The sequence below is a fragment of the Streptococcus sp. WB01_FAA12 genome (assembly GCF_012843315.1).
Classification (GTDB): Bacteria; Bacillota; Bacilli; order Lactobacillales; family Streptococcaceae; genus Streptococcus.
The window spans coordinates 1-17,440 of the sequence record NZ_JABAEX010000010.1 but is presented as its reverse complement, the minus strand read 5'-3'; the positions used below and the strand labels follow the sequence as shown (position 1 = coordinate 17,440).

The following is a 17,440-nucleotide window of genomic DNA, read 5'->3' as shown; positions in this document are numbered from 1 at the left end:
CCAATTCTAAGCTAGTCTTAAAATCAGATTGAACTATGAAATTACGAATAATTCCACCCTTTCCTCTCTTTCTTCTACTTTTTTAAGAAAAAGCAATCTCAAATATGTTTTTCACCAAAAACCTCTTGACAAATGCTAAGCGACCATTAGAATGGGAGGTGAGGAGATAAATAGAAACAAATTAAAAGGAACTGCTTTATAAAATGTAAGCGGTTTCGGATAAACAACGGAGGTTTTTATGAAAAAACACTTTTGGGAGAAATCCTGTCGCTATAGCATCCGCAAACTAACGGTTGGGACTGCTTCTGTTTTGCTAGGGGCTGTTTTTCTATCCAGTCATACAGTCTCAGCTGATGGTATTGAAGTGCAGCAAAATGACCCAAGTATTGTCGAGACTACAACTAAACCTAATAGTGGATCAGAGCAGATTGAACCGACCGAGACCACTAAACCAGCTCTAGTTGAGACTCCAAGTTCCGAAAGCAAGCCAGCTGAGGAGACTCCGAAGACAAATAGTCAAGCTAGTGAAGAAGCCATTGTAGAAGCTAAAGAAAATAAGGAACCTGAAAAGGCAGATCAGCCAGTGACAAAGCAAGAAAACTACCAACTCAACTACGATCAGCCAACAGCTCCCTCCTATGATGGATGGGAAAAACAAGCCCTTCCTGTCGGAAATGGAGAGATGGGAGCCAAGGTTTTCGGTCTCATTGGGGAAGAGAGAATCCAGTACAACGAAAAGACTCTCTGGTCTGGAGGACCTCAACCCAATAGCACCGACTATAACGGAGGAAACTACAAGGACCGCTACAAGGTCTTAGCAGAGATACGTAAAGCCCTCGAAGCTGGTGACCGCCAAAAAGCAAAACAGCTAGCTGAACAAAATCTAGTTGGACCAAACAATGCTCAGTATGGACGTTATCTTGCCTTTGGTGATATCTTCATGGTCTTCAATAACCAGAAAAAAGGGTTAGATACTGTAACTGATTATCATCGTGGTTTGGATATCACAGAAGCCACTACGACAACTTCTTACACCCAAGATGGGACGACTTTCAAACGCGAAACTTTCTCCAGCTATCCTGATGATGTCACTGTGACCCACTTGACCAAAAAAGGAAACAAGACACTTGACTTTACCCTTTGGAATAGCCTGACAGAAGACTTGCTTGCTAATGGCAACTACTCTTGGGAATATTCTAACTATAAGAATGGTCATGTCACTACAGATGCAAACGGAATCCTTCTAAAGGGAACTGTCAAAGATAACGGCCTCAAATTTGCATCCTATCTAGGAATTAAAACAGACGGAAAGGTGACTGTTCAGGACGAAACTCTAACCGTTACAGGCGCAAGCTATGCGACCCTCTATCTCAGTGCCAAGACTAATTTTGCTCAAAATCCAAAAACCAATTATCGAAAAGACATTGACCTCGAAAAAACAGTTAAAGGGATTGTTGAAGCAGCTAAGGCCAAAGACTACGAGACACTTAAAAAGGCCCATATCAAGGACTATCAAAGTCTCTTTAACCGCGTTAAACTAAATCTAGGTGGAAGCAAGACTACTCAAACGACAAAAGAGGCCCTTCAAGGCTATAACCCAGAAAAAGGGCAAAAATTGGAAGAACTCTTCTTCCAATATGGCCGATATCTACTCATCAGTTCGTCTCGTGATCGGACAGATGCTCTGCCTGCCAACCTCCAAGGAGTCTGGAATGCTGTAGACAATCCACCTTGGAACGCTGACTACCACCTCAATGTCAATTTGCAAATGAACTATTGGCCTGCCTATATGAGCAATCTGGCTGAAACAGCCAAGCCAATGATCAATTACATTGACGACATGCGCTACTATGGTCGTATCGCCGCCAAGGAATACGCTGGTATCGAATCAAAAGACGGACAAGAAAATGGTTGGCTGGTCCACACCCAAGCAACACCATTTGGCTGGACTACTCCAGGCTGGAATTACTATTGGGGTTGGTCTCCAGCAGCCAACGCTTGGATGATGCAGAATGTCTATGACTATTATAAATTCACCAAGGATGAGACCTATCTCAAAGAAAAGATTTATCCAATGCTCAAGGAGACCGCTAAGTTCTGGAACTCCTTCTTGCACTATGACAAGGTCAGTGACCGTTGGGTGTCTTCTCCATCCTACTCACCTGAACACGGAACCATCACCATCGGAAACACCTTTGACCAATCGCTAGTCTGGCAGCTATTCCACGACTACATGGAAGTCGCTAGACATCTGAATGTCGACCAAGACTTAGTTACAGAGGTCAAGGCTAAATTTGACAAACTCAAACCGCTTCACATCAACAAAGAAGGACGCATCAAGGAATGGTACGAGGAGGATAGCCCCCAATTCACCAATGAAGGGATTGAAAATCACCACCGCCACGTTTCCCATCTGGTTGGTCTCTTCCCAGGTACGCTCTTTAGCAAGGACCAGGCTGAATACCTGGAGGCTGCGCGTGCTACCCTCAACCATCGCGGAGATGGTGGTACCGGTTGGTCTAAGGCTAATAAAATCAACCTTTGGGCTCGCCTCTTGGACGGTAACCGTGCCCATCGTCTACTCGCTGAACAGCTCAAGTACTCAACCCTAGAAAATCTTTGGGATACGCACGCACCATTCCAAATCGACGGAAACTTTGGAGCAACTAGTGGGATGGCAGAAATGCTACTGCAATCTCATACTGGCTATATTGCGCCATTGCCAGCCCTTCCAGATGCTTGGAAAGACGGTCAGGTTTCTGGCTTGATTGCCCGTGGTAATTTTGAAGTTAGCATGAAGTGGAAAGATAAAAATCTTCAAAGTTTGTCCTTCCTTTCAAATGTCGGTGGAGACTTGGTTGTAGATTATCCAAATATCGAAGCCAGCCAAATCAAGGTCAATGGCAAAGCTGTCAAGGCAACTGTCCTCAAAGATGGCCGCATCCAACTGGCAACTCAAAAGGGTGACGTGATTACCTTTGAACATTTCCCTGGTCGCATAACCAGTCTGACAGCAGTTCGACAAAATGGAGTCACTGCCGAACTCACCTTCAACCAGGTAGAAGGCGCTAGCCACTATGTCATCCAAAGACACATGAAAGACGCGTCTGGCCAAACCTCTGCAAGCAGAGAATTTGTAACCAATCAAACCCACTTTGTCGACCGCTCACTAGATCCTCAACTCGCCTATACCTATACCGTCAAGGCGATGCTGGGCGAAGTTTCCACACAAGTATCTGAACAGGCCACTGTAGAAACTCCTAGTGAATTGATGGATGACCGGGACGGTCGTATCCAGTACGGAGCTGCCTTTGGAAACTGGGCAGACTCAGAATTATTTGGAGGAACAGAAAAATTTGCTGATCTTTCAAAAGGTGACTACACAGACGAAGATATCACTGCTACCATTCCTTTCACTGGAGTTGGTATCGAAATCTATGGACTAAAATCGTCTGAACTAGGTCTTGCCACTGCTAAAATTGATGGAAAAGAGGTCGGCGAACTTGATTTCCACACTGCTGGGGCAACTGAAAAAGGAAGTCTCATCGGTCGCTTTACAGGATTGTCAGACGGACCTCATACATTGACTCTTTCTGTTAAACGTGAGCACAAGGGACGTGGAAGTGAACGCTCGAAAATTTCATTAGATTACTTCAAGATCCTATCAGGAGCAGGCAACACGATTGAGAAAATGGATGATCGCGACACTCGCATCCAGTATGGTTCCCAGTTTAAGGATTGGTCTGACCCTGAACTCTACGGAGGTACGGAAAAATACGCTGATATCAACAACAGCGACTCTAGTGCAGCTTCAGAAGCTCAGGCAACTATTTCCTTTACTGGTACAGGTATTCGTATCTATGGTTTGAAGAGCCTTGCCCTTGGACGAGCACGTGTTACACTAGATGGCAAAGAAATGCCAAGCCTAGACTTCTACACTTCAGGTGCAACTGAAAAGAGAGCCTTTATTGGCGAATTTACAAACCTTGCTGCCGGTCCGCACACCCTGACATTACAAGTTGACCCAGATTCGCCAGAAGGTCGCAAGAAGATTTCTCTAGACTCCTTTGATATCATCAAGGCACCTGCTGTAGGTATAGATAGCCCAAGTATCGCTCCTCTCAAGGAAAATGACAAAGAAATTTCCTTAACCCTACCATCTGGAGACTGGGAAGCCATCTCTGTGACCTTCCCAGGAGTTAAAGATCCTCTAGTCTTGCGCAAGGCAGATGAAACACATCTGGTTACAAGTGGGGATCAGACCGTGCTATCAATCCAAGACAATCAAGTTCAAATCCCAATTCCTAACGCTACTGATCGACAAGCTGGAAAAGCGATTGAAGCCTATGCCATTCAAGGAACTACCACAAGCAGTCCTGTCGTAGCCGTCTTTACTAAAAAGGATGAGAAAAAGGTTGACGAGAGTCAACCAACTACAAGTAAGGGAGACGAACCAGCTCCTACTGTTGAAAAACCTGAGTACACTGGCCCTATCGGAACTGCAGGGCAAGAGGAACCACCTACAGTTGAAAAGCCTGAATACACTAAGCCTATCGGGACAAGCGGGGAGCAGGCTGCTCCAACAGTAGAAATTCCCGAATACACCGAACCTATCGGAACCGCAGGACAAGAGGAAGCTCCTACTATTGAAAAGTCTGAATACACCGAACCTATCGGAACGGCAGGGCAAGAGGAAGCCCCTACTCTTGAAAAACCTGAGTACACCGAGCCTATTGGAACTAGTGGAGAACAGGCTGCTCCAACCCTCACTCGACCTGAGTATCAGTTGCGCACCTTGAAAGATGAAAAGACGGGAGTAGAAATCATCGGTGGTGCTACTGACTTAGAAGGAATTTCTCACGTTTCTAGTCGACGTATCCTAGCTCAGGAACTCTTTGGCAAGACATACGATGCATATGACTTCCAGCTCAAAAATAAGGAAAATCACAATGTCCAACTACAGAACCAAGTCTTAGTTCGCTTACCAGTTTCAGGAGAAGTGCAAGGAGTCTACTACCTCACTCCGACTAAAGAGTTGCAAGCCCTTGATTTCGACGTTCGAGAAGGAAAGGCAGAATTCACTACTAGTCATTTCAGTACCTATGCTGTCGTCTATCAAGCTGCTGGAACAACCCCAAGTGCAGAGGAAAAACCAAGTGCTTCAGAAGCGCACGGCGCTGAACAACTTTCAGCTAGTCCTAGCCTTGCTAAAGCTGGAAATCATTCTCCTAAGGAACAACTTCCAGCAACAGGGGAAGCATCCAACCCACTCCTCTTCTTAGCAGGCCTTAGCCTAGCCCTCACAGCCACTTTTATGTTAAAAGGAAGAAAGGATGAATCCAACTAACTTTTAAGCATAAGAAAAACAGGATGAAGATCAACTTCATCCTGTTTTGTTTTGTAATCAAAGATTATCTTTACAGTAGGTATAAAAAGGCTAGGGTCAAAAGACTTGCTAGAAGTCCAACTCCCCAAAAGAAGAAGTCAACCTTCCACTCGCTCCAAGGATTGCCCTTGCCTGAAAATCCTCCAAGTTCAAAATGGTGATGGACAGGCGTCATACGGAAAATACGTTTCCCGCCAGTTAGCTTAAAGTAGGTAACCTGCATCATAACAGAGCTTGTCTCAAAGACATAGATAATCCCAATCAACAAAAGGGTCCATTCTTGATGAAGAGCCATAGAAATAGCTGCCAGCATCCCACCAAGAGCCAAACTTCCCACATCTCCCATGAAGACCTTGGCAGGTTTGTGGTTAAAGACGAAGAAACCTAGCAAACCACCAATCATAGCAAGAATGACAAGAAGAATATCCAGTTGATTTTGCATATAAGCAATCACACCATAGGCAGACAGGCTAATCACCACAGAAATACTCGCTAAGCCATCAATCCCGTCAGTCAGATTCACCGCATTTGAAAAGCCAACTAGCCAGAAGAGGGCGAAGAAAATATAGAAAATACCCAGGTGCACTTGGTAGCCAAAAACTGAAAGCATGTCGCCACCACGCTCATAAAAGAGGTAGAAAATCACTCCTCCAAGGAGCTGGAGAGCAAGTTTTTGCTTGGGATTTAAGCCTTCGTTAATCTTACGAAAGACCTTGAGGAAATCATCCAAAAAACCTACCAAACCATACAAAACCAAGATAAACAAAATCATGCCTACATTGTTGGTCAATTGTTGGGTAAAGAGAGCAGCCAGAAAGCTCACAACAACTGCAACGATAAGGAAGACAAGACCTCCCATGGTTGGAGTCCCAGCTTTAGCTTGGTGTTGTTTGACATCCTCGTGCATCTGCTGACCCGTAATCTGTGCTTTTCGATAAAATCGGATAAAGGCTGGAATGCCAATCAAGGTCAATAGAAAGGCTAGAACTCCAGCACTAATGGAACTAATCATCTTAATCTCCTAAAGTTATTTTCATTTTTTTAATGTCTTTGAGGGCTGTATTGGCACGGACACTTTGTTTCTTGACCGTTTTGCCACTACCTTCCCACTCGACTTCTATATTTAGCCATTTGGCAAATGTTTGCACATTTTCATCTGTCCAGCCGTACATATCAGGCATTTCTTCGACCTTGTCAGACAGGATTAAGATCTGCTGATTGGCTTCCAAATTATCTCCTTCAGCAACCGAGAGTTCCTTGATCTTGGTTCCTGTTCCGATAACGATTGGTTGGACAAGGTTGCGACGCAATTCCTCTGCTAGGTCTCCCGGCGTAAAGTCCTTGGTAGCTGGCATGGCATAGCTTGTCGTCTTGCTGACCTGATCTAAGCTCTTGGCAGTTGACTGAAGATTGAGGGATTCTTTCATAGCAGAAGCTCGCTCAAGGATTGGGTTGGCAAACTCCCCAAGCTGAACACCTGAATAATGCTCTGGCTGTTGCACCGTCACATAGAGGATAAAGTCAGGATTTTCTGCAGGATGCATCGACACAACAGAGAAGATATTGTTGGTTTCACCTGTCAGGTAGCCCCCATTCTTCTCATCGGCAATCTCAGCAGTCCCTGATTTCAGAGCGACATTCTGACCTGGAACATTGACATTTGGTTTTCCTGTACTGTGGTTGTACATGGTACCGTAGACAGGATCTGTTCCGACCATGACCATGTGCTCCCGAGTAGAGGACGCTGCTGCTTTTGACACAGGATTTCCGACAATTTCCTTTTGAGACTTACGGACAGACTGGTCATTCGGGTCATAGAGGGCACTGATAAATTTCGGCTCCAACATAACCCCATCATTGGCAATGGCTGTAAAGGCACGAAGCATCTGGGTCTGGGTAACAGAAATCCCTTGTCCAAATGAACTCATGGCGATATTGACAATGTTATCAGCAGGCAATTGACCTGTGTACTCATCTGCCAAACCAAAACGAGTTGGCACCCCAAACTTAAAGCGGTTAAGGTAGTCCAGCCAGGTTGCATCTCCCATCTTTTGCTCAAGCAAGGTCATCCCGATATTACTTGAGTGGGCAAATCCTTGAGAGAAGGTCATAGTGCCACCACTGGTCAATCCTTCATTGACGTCCCAGTCTCGAATGGTCGCATCAGCTATTTTCAATTCACTACTGTTAAAGTATTCGCCACTAGGGAAGGTATTGTTATCAATTGCTGAGGCCAACATCATCACCTTCATGGTTGACCCTGGCTCATAGTTACTTTGATAGAGGATATCACGCCAGACAAAGTCTTTTGTGATGCCATCCTTGGTATCGGCATTAAAGGTCGGCCGTTGGGTCGTAGCCAGGATCTCCCCTGTTTTAGCGCTGACCAAGGTAGCCGTCATATACTTGCCTTTTACCTTTTCCTGAAAGGCATCCATCTGGGTTTCCATAAAGGATTGCAAGGGACTAGAAAGGGTTGTGTACACATCCTTTCCATCTACCGTTTGTTGAGAAGCTTGATCTGTACCCGGAACAATATTTCCCAGACGATCTTTCTCATAGGTGATGATCCCATCTGTACCCGCCAGAATGCTATTTAAAGAACTCTCCAATCCAGATGTCCCAATCAAACGTTTGGTGCCATCCTCATTTTCATGGAGTTGCGCTAAACCGATAAAGGAAGAAGCAAACTGTCCATTGGGATAACTACGGTTAGGGCTAGTTGTAAAGTCAACTCCCTCAACACCAGCAGTTTTGAGGTCATTTTTAATGGCCATCATATTAGCATAGGTGATCCCATTTCCCTTGGTACCAAAAGATACCTGTTTTAGATCTGGTTGAGAAAGCTGTTCTTTGACATAAGACTCTTCCATATCTAGGTATTTATGGAAAATCTCAGCTACCTTATTAAATTGAGAATCCTCTACATAGAGAATTTTGCCTGTTGCTGACTTGTAGGTCTTGTCAATAACAGCATAGATATTATAAGAAGTTGCATCCTCAGCAATAGGTGTCCCATTACGATCGTAGATGGTTCCCCGTTTTGCAGGAATCGTCTTGGTTGTTTGATGGACCTTGTTTGCTTCTTGAACCAAGTCCTTACCAAATTTTTTACCCGTTCCGATAATGACCGCAAAGTTGACCAAAAAGACAGCAAAGAGTATGACAGCCAATAAACTCAGGCTTTTCCCTACTCTTCGGCGGTTTTCTTCTGGAGATTTACGATTACGAACGGCATAACGGATGATTTTTTCTTTCCACTGTTTCATTTCTTACTCCGTTGCTCGGATATTTTCGTTATTCAGCTGCAAATCCTTTGAGTTTGCAATTTCTTTCAAACGTTCTGAACGAATCAATTCATTGACCTCTTGCTTAGCATCGTCGAGCTCTGTTTTCTTTTCTTCGATTTGAGCATTGACCTTAGTCAATTCATTCTGAACTTGTAATAGCTTGGTCTGCATAAACACAACGCTAATTGCCAGGATAATCATTGTTGCAGCAATCGAAACATAGAAGGCCTTTTCCACACGTGAAAAACCTTTAAACTTCGTTTGCAATAACTGGCTTGTTTTTTCGATTCTTTCTGCCATGTTTTTCCTCTTACTTGTGAATTTTTCTAGCCACGCGCAACTTGGCTGAATGCGAACGATTGTTGGCTTCTAGCTCTTCGGCACTTGGCAAGATTGGCTTACGGGATACCAATTCCATCTTAGGCTTAAGATCGTCTGGAATGAAGGGCAAGCCTTTTGGAACTTCCACTGTTGAAGCCTCCTTAAACAACTGCTTGGTCAAGCGGTCTTCCAAAGAATGGAAAGTAATGACTGAGATTCTACCATCCAGAGCCAGCATGTCCATGGCCTGCTGGATGGATTCATCAGCTGCCCCTAGCTCATCATTGACTTCGATTCGGATAGCCTGAAAAATCTGCTTGGCAGGGTGCCCCTTTTTCTTGAGCTCCTTGGCAGGTTTGGCAGACTTGATAATCTCTGCCAGTTCAGTCGTCGTCTCGATTGGTTTCACTTCACGCGCTTGCTCAATCTTCCGGGCAATCTGTTTAGAGAATTTATCCTCCCCATACTTGAAAAAGATCCGAACTAAGTCATGATAGTCATAATGATTGACCACCTCATAGGCTGTCAGACCAGCTTCCTGATTCATCCGCATATCCAGTGGCGCATCCTTTTTATAAGAAAAACCACGTTCACGCTGATCCAGCTGAGGACTGGAAACTCCCAAGTCATAACAAATTCCATCAATTTCACGGACACCAGCCTCTTGCAAACGTGCCTGCAAATGACGGAAGTTATCCTTGATAAAAGTCACCATCCCTTTTTCGATATAGGGTGCCAAACGTTTTTGCGCATTGTCAATGGCATTCTGGTCCTGATCAAAGGCATAGAGATGCCCTTTTTCGCTCAATTTACTTAATAAATACTCGCTATGGCCTGCTCCGCCCAAGGTCGCATCAACGTAGATACCGTCAGGTTTCACGTCAAGCATATCAATCGTTTCATGAAGCAAGACCGTTACATGATGAAATTCTTTTGTCATATCCTATCTATTTTACCACAAATCTGACCAGCTTGCACTTGTCAGACAAAGCTAGAGACCTTCGAAAAAAATTCTCCAAAAAATGTCATATATACTTGACACGTCCCTCTCGAAAGAATATAATATAGTCAAATATATACGACATAAATCAGAAAGAAGACCCTATGAACCGTGTCAAAGAATTCCGCAAGGAACTGGGCATTTCCCAGCTCGAGCTCGCCAAAGATATCGGTGTCTCGAGACAGACCATCAACATGATTGAAAATGACAAGTACAATCCAACTCTGGAACTCTGTCTCAATCTCGCCCGCAGCCTCCAAACTGACCTCAACAGTCTCTTTTGGGAAGACGATTTTTAAAAAAGGAGCAAACTCATGAAAAAAGAAACCTTCACTGAAAAACTTATCAAACGCATTTATGGCATTTCAGGACCACTTGATGAACACAAACGACGCGAAGCTGACCGCATCGGAAATAAAATCTTTGTGATTCTCTTTTACCTCATGACTTTAGGTAATCTTATTCCCTTTGTCCTTGCTTATAAATATCCGCAAATTGTCGCTATCGGCTATCCTCTTGTGGTATTCGGTATTTCGATGATTTCTGCTCTCTATGTGCTCTCCCAAACCAGGAAAACAGGCATCACAGTCATTGATCTAGATATGCTGAATGAGAAAGAAAGCAAGCAACTACACTACCCAGGTCTTAAAGCGGGGATAGTCTATGGATTGATGAGTTTTTTTGTAACCCCTCTTCTCCATATACTACTAGGTGAGAGTCAGGACTATCTTCAGTCTCTTCTCACTTTTAAAAATATTTTTTCAAGTATTCTCCAATCTTTCTTCTTCGGATTGATTATACAAATTATCATCTCCCGTCGCATTGAAAAAGCTAAGAAAGATCAAGATGACGAATAGGTGAAAACTTATGAAAGCACTACTTACCTTACTTACCTATCATCTTATATTTAGTTCTCTAATCCTCTTCATCATCTTTTCAGGCAACTTACCGATTCCTGAGATATTGCTCCTCCTAGTATATATTCCAGCCCTCAACGATGTACAGAACCTATAGTAAACAGGAGATTAGAGTTCGTAGTCAGCTCGTATTTATCGGTATTCTAATTGGTTTATTTACTTTGCTGTGCTTTCATAAACTCTATGAATTCTATGTCGAACAAATTCCTCTTTCTACTTTTTGGGACAAACTTGTCCAAATCGATACACTCATCCCATTATTGGTATTTGGCTTGAGTATTGCTGCTATCTTTGATGGATTTCTATCACTACAGGAGGAAAAAACTCCTAAAAATCACAAACATAAGGAGAAAATAAATCAATGACTTCACTCTATGATTTTTCCGTTTTAAACCAAAGCAACCAAGCAACTTCCCTAGAGAGTTATCGTGGTAACGTTCTCTTGATTGTCAACACTGCTACTGGATGTGGTTTAACGCCCCAGTACCAGGGACTTCAAGAACTCTATGAACGCTATCAAGATCAGGGCTTTGAAATCCTAGATTTCCCTTGCAATCAATTTATGGGACAAGCACCCGGCAGCGCAGAGGAAATCAATAGCTTCTGCAGCCTACACTATCAGACTACTTTCCATCGATTTGCCAAGGTCAAGGTCAACGGCAAGGAAGCAGATCCTCTCTATGTTTGGTTGAAAGACCAAAAAGCTGGTCCGCTAGGAAAACGAATCGAATGGAATTTCGCTAAGTTTCTCATTGGCCGAGAGGGACAAGTCCTTGAGCGCTTCTCTTCCAAAACAGGCCCCAAAACCATCCAAGAGTCTCTCCAAAAAATACTCTAATTTCTTTTTAAAACGTATCCTTTCATTTAGTTTGAGCCTTGAAAGGATGCGTTTTTTCTTTAAAAAGTAACTTATTTTCTTTAATTTATATTTATTTTTTTCTTTTTTGCTATTGCAATTCTTTTATTAATTTAGTATATTTGTTATATTAAAAGTTTCCAGTCATTTTAAGGGAGAAATGACCTTTTAAATTTTTTTATCTTAAAATGAAAGCGCTTTATACACAGGAGGTAAGGTGGCTTACAAATTATCAGAGAGTTTTTATCCTTAAATCAAGTTGTAACCAAGTCAGACTTGGGCTCGGGCAGTAGCTGACTGCCTTTCTAAAAACTAGGAGTATATTATGAATCGATACCTTTTTGAAAAAGGGCAAACATTTAGCATTCGGAAGTTAACTGTAGGTGTGGCCTCTGTCATCGTGGGACTGGCATTTTTTGCTTCTGGATCCGTGCGTGCAGACGAAACGTCTCCTGCCACGACATCCAATTTAGATCAGCAAATTGAACATGTCGCAGATGTAGAAGAAGGCAAGACCGAACCAGTCAAAGAAGAAGGTCGTGTAGAAGCTGAAAAACAAGAAACACCTGCTACCGATACCAACAGTGCTGACTTGCTCCCTGAAGACATTCAGGACCGTGCCTATCCAGACACACCTGTCAAAGAACTCGACACAAAAACTATCGTTGACCAGAAAGCTAGTCCAAAAGTAGAAACTAAGAGCATTCTAAAGGACAAGGAAGAAGCTCCAAAAGAAGCTGAGAACGGAAACCGTGCCATCATTAACGGCGGTTTAGACCTCAAACACATCAACTACGAGGGACAACCCGCAACTGCTGCCACTATGGTCTACAGCATTTATAACGGTGGAGCTCAACGATACATCGTTTCTGGGTCTGGTATTTTTGTTGCGCCTAACGTTTTCTTGACAGTTGCTCATAACTTTTTAGATAAAGAAGGTCATATTCGTGGCGGAGATTCTGCGCGCTTCTATTACAATCTAGGATCCAACGCTCCCGTTAAGAATTCTCAGCCAAATTCAGGAAATACCACGCTCTTTCAAGAGAAAGATATCCACTTCTGGAACAAAGAAGAGTTTAGCAAGGGATATCAGAATGACTTGGCAGCGGTTGTGGCACCTGTCCCTATACAAATTGCAAGCCCAAATAAAGCAGCAACTTTTGTGCCACTCGCTGAGCATAAGACATACAAAGCAGGGGATCCTGTCAGCACGATTGGCTATCCAACTGACTCTAGTTCAAAAGAGCTCAAGCAACCTATCGTAGCTGGCCAACTCTATAAAGCTGACGGCAAGGTAAAATCCGTTGATCCTTATGATGACAAAGGAGCTACTGGCATCACTTATCAAACAACTTCTGTATCTGGTTTGTCTGGTGGTGGAATTATCAATGGTGATGGAAAAGTCATCGGTGTCCACCAACACGGAACTGTTGACAACGGTGTCCCTGAGAAAGACCGCTTTGGTGGTGGACTTGTCCTCTCTCCTGAACAACTCAAATGGGTTAAAGATATCATTGACAAATATGGTGTCAAGGGCTGGTATCAAGGTGATAATGGCAAACGTTATTACTTTACACCCGAAGGTGAAATGCTTAGAAATAAGACAGCTGTCATCGGAGAAAATCAGTACTCCTTTGATGAGAGCGGTGTCGCTACTCTAGTCAAGGGAATTGATTACGGACGTGTCGTTATCCAGCACGTGGACGAAGCAGGCAATACAGTTAAAGAAAACGATACTTTCTTAGACAAAACAGAAGTGGGAACTGGCTTTGACTATGATTTTAAGAAAGCAATCACTCCAACTGAATTCTACAAGCAAAACCTAGAAAAATACCAGATTGTTTCCATTGATGGGGTCGAGATTCAGAAGCAACTAAAAGATGAGTGGAACCACAATGTCGTTAGCAAGACAGCTCCTGGAACCCGTGTCATCAAGGTAGTCTATAAAGTCAACAAAGGTTCCTTCAAAGTTTACTACCGTCAAAAAGGAACAACTACTGAACTCGCTGAGGCGACAGTTGATAATAATGACGGTCAAGAGTACGACGTTTCCTTTGTCAACACTTTCCATGCAAAAAACATTACTGGCTACCGTCCAGTAAAAGCTAGCTTGGAAGCAAGGATCCAGCAAAGAGGGGTGAATGAGGTCGTCTTTGAATACGAGCCAGTCGCTGATACAGCTAATCCAACGACTCCGACTCAACCAGTCGCTCATCCAGAAGACAAAGAAACTGAGATTGGCAATCATGGACCTCTTCCAAGTAAGGCTCAACTCGATTACCACAAGGAAGAATTGGCAGCCTTCATCCACTACGGAATGAACACTTATACCAATTCTGAATGGGGAAATGGGAAAGAAGACCCTCGATACTTCAATCCAACCAACTTGGATACAGACCAGTGGATTCGCACTCTAAAGGAAACGGGCTTCAAACGAACCATTATGGTTGTTAAACACCACGACGGATTCGTTGCTTACCCATCTAAGTACACCAACCATACTGTAGCTGCTAGTCCATGGAAAGATGGAAAGGGTGACCTTCTCGAAGAAGTTTCTAAATCTGCTAGCAAGTATGACATGAATATGGGTGTATACTTGTCACCATGGGATGCTAATCATCCAAAATACCATGTTGCAACCGAAAAAGAATACAACCAATACTATCTCAACCAACTGAAAGAAATCCTTGGAAATCCAAAATACGGAAATAAAGGAAAATTCATCGAAGTTTGGATGGACGGTGCACGTGGTAGCGGTGCCCAAAAAGTAACCTATACTTTTGATGAGTGGTTCAAATATATCAAAGAAGCTGAAGGAGATATCGCCATCTTCTCTGCTCAACCGACAAGCGTTCGCTGGATCGGAAATGAACGTGGTATCGCAGGTGACCCTGTCTGGCATAAAGTCAAGAGAGCTAACATCACAGACGATGTGAAAAACGAATACCTCAACCATGGTGACCCAGATGGTGATATGTACTCTGTAGGGGAAGCTGACGTTTCGATTCGTTCTGGCTGGTTCTACCATGACAATCAACAGCCGAAATCACTCAAAGAGCTGATGGATATCTACTTCAAGTCTGTTGGTCGTGGAACCCCACTCCTTCTCAACATTCCACCAAATAAAGAAGGAAAATTTGCAGATGCGGATGTGACTCGCTTGAAGGAGTTCAAGGCAACTCTAGACCAAATGTATGCGACTGACTTTGCCAAAGGTGCCACTGTAACAGCAAGTTCTACTCGTCAGAACCACCTCTACAAGGAAAGTCACCTGACAGACGGTAAAGATGATACTAGCTGGGCGCTCTCAAATAATGCCACAACTGGTAGCTTTACAGTCGATTTAGGGCAAAAGAGACGCTTTGACGTCGTTGAACTCAAGGAAGACATCGCCAAAGGTCAACGTATTTCTGGTTTCAAGATTGAAGTTGAAATCAACGGTCGCTGGGTGACTTACGGGGAAGGTTCAACTGTTGGTTACCGTCGCTTGGTTCAAGGCAAGCCTTTAGAGGCACAAAAAATCCGCGTAACCATCACTGGTGCTCAAGCAACTCCAATCTTGACCAACTTCTCAGTCTACAAGACACCAAGTAGCATTGAAAAGACAGATGGCTACCCTCTTGGACTTGAATACCACTCAAACACAACAGCGGATACAGCTGGAACAACTTGGTACAATGAATCTGAAGGTGTTCGTGGCACTTCTATGTGGACCAATCAAAAAGATGCCAAAGTAAGCTATACCTTCACAGGAACCAAGGCCTATGTCGTCTCTACAGTCGACCCAGGTCATGGAGAAATGTCAGTTTACGTTGATGGCCAAAAAGTTGCGGATGTGCAAACTAAGAACGCTAGCCGTAAACGTAGCCAAAAAGTATATGAAACAGACGATTTAGCACCTGGTCAACACACTATTACCCTTGTAAACAAAACAGGCGAACCGATTGCTACAGAAGGGATCTACACCCTAAACAATGATAGCAAAGGGATGTTTGAACTTGAGTCTACTAACTACGAAGTCGAAAAAGGAAAACCAGTCACTGTTAAAATTAAACGTGTTGGTGGAAGCAAGGGAACTGCTACTGTTCGCTTCATCACAGAACCTGGAACTGGGGTTCACGGTAAAGTTTACCAAGATACAACTCAAGATGTGACTTTTGAAGATGGAGAAACAGAAAAGACTGTTACCATCCCAACGATTGACTTTACAGAACAAGCTGACTCTGTCTTTGACTTTAAAGCCAAGCTCACTTCTGTTTCTGATGGTGCCTTGCTCGGTTTTGCTACCGATGCAACGATTCAGGTGATGAAGGCTGAATTGCTGATCAAGGATCAAACAAGCCATGATGACCAAGCTAGTCAGTTGGATTACAGTCCTGGTTGGAACCATGAAACCAATTCAGCAGATAAGTACCAAAAGACGGAGTCTTGGGCTTCCTTTGGTCGCTTAACTGACGAGCAAAAGAAAAAGACAACTGTAACAGCTTACTTCTACGGTACTGGACTTGACATCAAGGGATTTGTAGACCCAGGTCACGGTATCTACAAGGTCTTCTTAGATGGTAAAGAAGTTCCTTACCAAGATGGCATGGGAAATGCTTCGACTATTGATGGCAAGAAATACTTTAGCGGTCACGCTGCCCAACGCCAAGGCAATCAAACCCTGGTTAGCCTAAAAGGTCTGGACGAAAACTTGCACGCAGTCACCCTTCAACTAGATCCTGATCGAAACGATTTGTCTCGAAACATCGGTATTCAGGTGGATCAATTCATCACTCGTGGTGAAGGAAGCGAACTCTACAGCAAAGAAGAGCTTCTCCAATCCATCACTAAATGGAAGGACGATTTGGCTAACTTTGACCCAACAGGATTGAAAAATATACCTGCTGCACGCCAAGCTTTCCAAGCAAATCTAGACAAATTGAGAAACCAACTCAGCGCTGGAACTGTAGATGCTCAGGATGTTATGTTGACAGTAAGTACTTTGCAAGATATCCTAAGCAAGGACGAAAACTACCAAAAACCTGGCGAAGAACCTAGTCCAGAACAGCCTGCTGAACCGAAACAGCCGGAAATCGAATACAATAAGGCCATGGCTAGCTTGACAGAAGCCATCGAGAAAAAAGTCGGTGAGCTTGGTTCTAACAATGACGCTAAGAAGAAATTAATTGAACTTGCAAACCAAGCAATTACTGCAATTCAAGAAGCCAAGACTCAAGAAGAAGTTAATAAAGCGCTAGAATCCGCTCTTGAACAAATTAGCAAGCTTGAAGCAGCTAAGCCTGAGAGACCAGCTGAGCCTAAGAAACCGGCTGAACCGGAAAAACCGGCTGAACCTGAGAAACCAGCTGAACCTGAGAAGCCAGCTGAACCTGAGAAACCAGCTGAGCTTGAAAAACCAGCGCAACCTGAAAAGCCAGCTGAACCTGAGAAACCAGCTGAACCGGAAAAACCGGCTGAACCGAAAAAACCGGCTGAACCTGAGAAACCAGCCGAGCCTGAGAAACCAGTTCAACCAGAAAAACCGGCTGAACCGGAGAAACCAGCCGAGCCTGAGAAACCAGTTCAACCGGAAAAACCAGCTCAACCGGAAAAACCAGCTCAACCGGAAAAACCAGCTCAACCGGAAAAACCGGCTGAACCTGAGAAACCAGCTCAACCGGAAAAACC

At 43.7% G+C, this 17,440-nt stretch carries 9 protein-coding genes; 5 read left to right on the top strand and 4 right to left on the bottom strand.

Translation table 11 applies throughout. The features are described 5' to 3' along the window. Positions 1-238 precede the first annotated feature (238 nt). Positions 239-5,347 (top strand): SIALI-17 repeat-containing surface protein, encoded by a 5,109-nt coding sequence (locus tag HF881_RS09380; protein ID WP_169447273.1) that lies wholly within the window; start codon positions 239-241, stop codon positions 5,345-5,347. 70 nt (positions 5,348-5,417) lie between these two features. Here HF881_RS09380 and mraY read toward each other — a convergent pair whose 3' ends face one another. The 4 genes from mraY to rsmH are packed head-to-tail and all read right to left on the bottom strand — an operon-like array spanning position 5,418 to position 9,937. Next, positions 5,418-6,398, bottom strand: a complete 981-nt coding sequence (gene mraY, locus HF881_RS09375; RefSeq protein WP_169447272.1) for a phospho-N-acetylmuramoyl-pentapeptide-transferase — start codon at positions 6,396-6,398, stop codon at positions 5,418-5,420. A gap of 1 nt (position 6,399) precedes the next feature. After that, entirely contained in the window at positions 6,400-8,655 is a 2,256-nt protein-coding gene (gene pbp2X / locus HF881_RS09370) for a penicillin-binding protein PBP2X (protein ID WP_169447271.1), read from the bottom strand. 3 nt (positions 8,656-8,658) lie between these two features. After that, complete coding sequence (gene ftsL / locus HF881_RS09365) at positions 8,659-8,976, bottom strand: cell division protein FtsL (protein ID WP_061587541.1); 318 nt, start codon at positions 8,974-8,976, stop codon at positions 8,659-8,661. Positions 8,977-8,986: 10 nt separating this feature from the next. Beyond that, on the bottom strand, positions 8,987-9,937 hold the full coding sequence (gene rsmH / locus HF881_RS09360) for a 16S rRNA (cytosine(1402)-N(4))-methyltransferase RsmH (RefSeq protein ID WP_169447270.1): 951 nt from the start codon (positions 9,935-9,937) through the stop codon (positions 8,987-8,989). A gap of 164 nt (positions 9,938-10,101) precedes the next feature. Between rsmH and HF881_RS09355 the strand changes: the two genes are divergently transcribed. From HF881_RS09355 to HF881_RS09340, 4 genes are all read left to right on the top strand, one after another. Further along, positions 10,102-10,296 (top strand): helix-turn-helix transcriptional regulator, encoded by a 195-nt coding sequence (locus HF881_RS09355; RefSeq protein WP_001082470.1) that lies wholly within the window; start codon positions 10,102-10,104, stop codon positions 10,294-10,296. 15 nt (positions 10,297-10,311) lie between these two features. Next, on the top strand, positions 10,312-10,854 hold the full coding sequence (locus HF881_RS09350) for a DUF3278 domain-containing protein (RefSeq protein ID WP_169447269.1): 543 nt from the start codon (positions 10,312-10,314) through the stop codon (positions 10,852-10,854). A 421-nt stretch (positions 10,855-11,275) separates the two neighbouring features. Next, positions 11,276-11,752, top strand: a complete 477-nt coding sequence (locus tag HF881_RS09345) for a glutathione peroxidase (protein ID WP_169447268.1) — start codon at positions 11,276-11,278, stop codon at positions 11,750-11,752. A 343-nt stretch (positions 11,753-12,095) separates the two neighbouring features. Continuing rightward, on the top strand, positions 12,096-17,440 hold a 5,345-nt coding region (locus HF881_RS09340), incomplete at its 3' end, for an alpha-L-fucosidase (protein ID WP_169447267.1).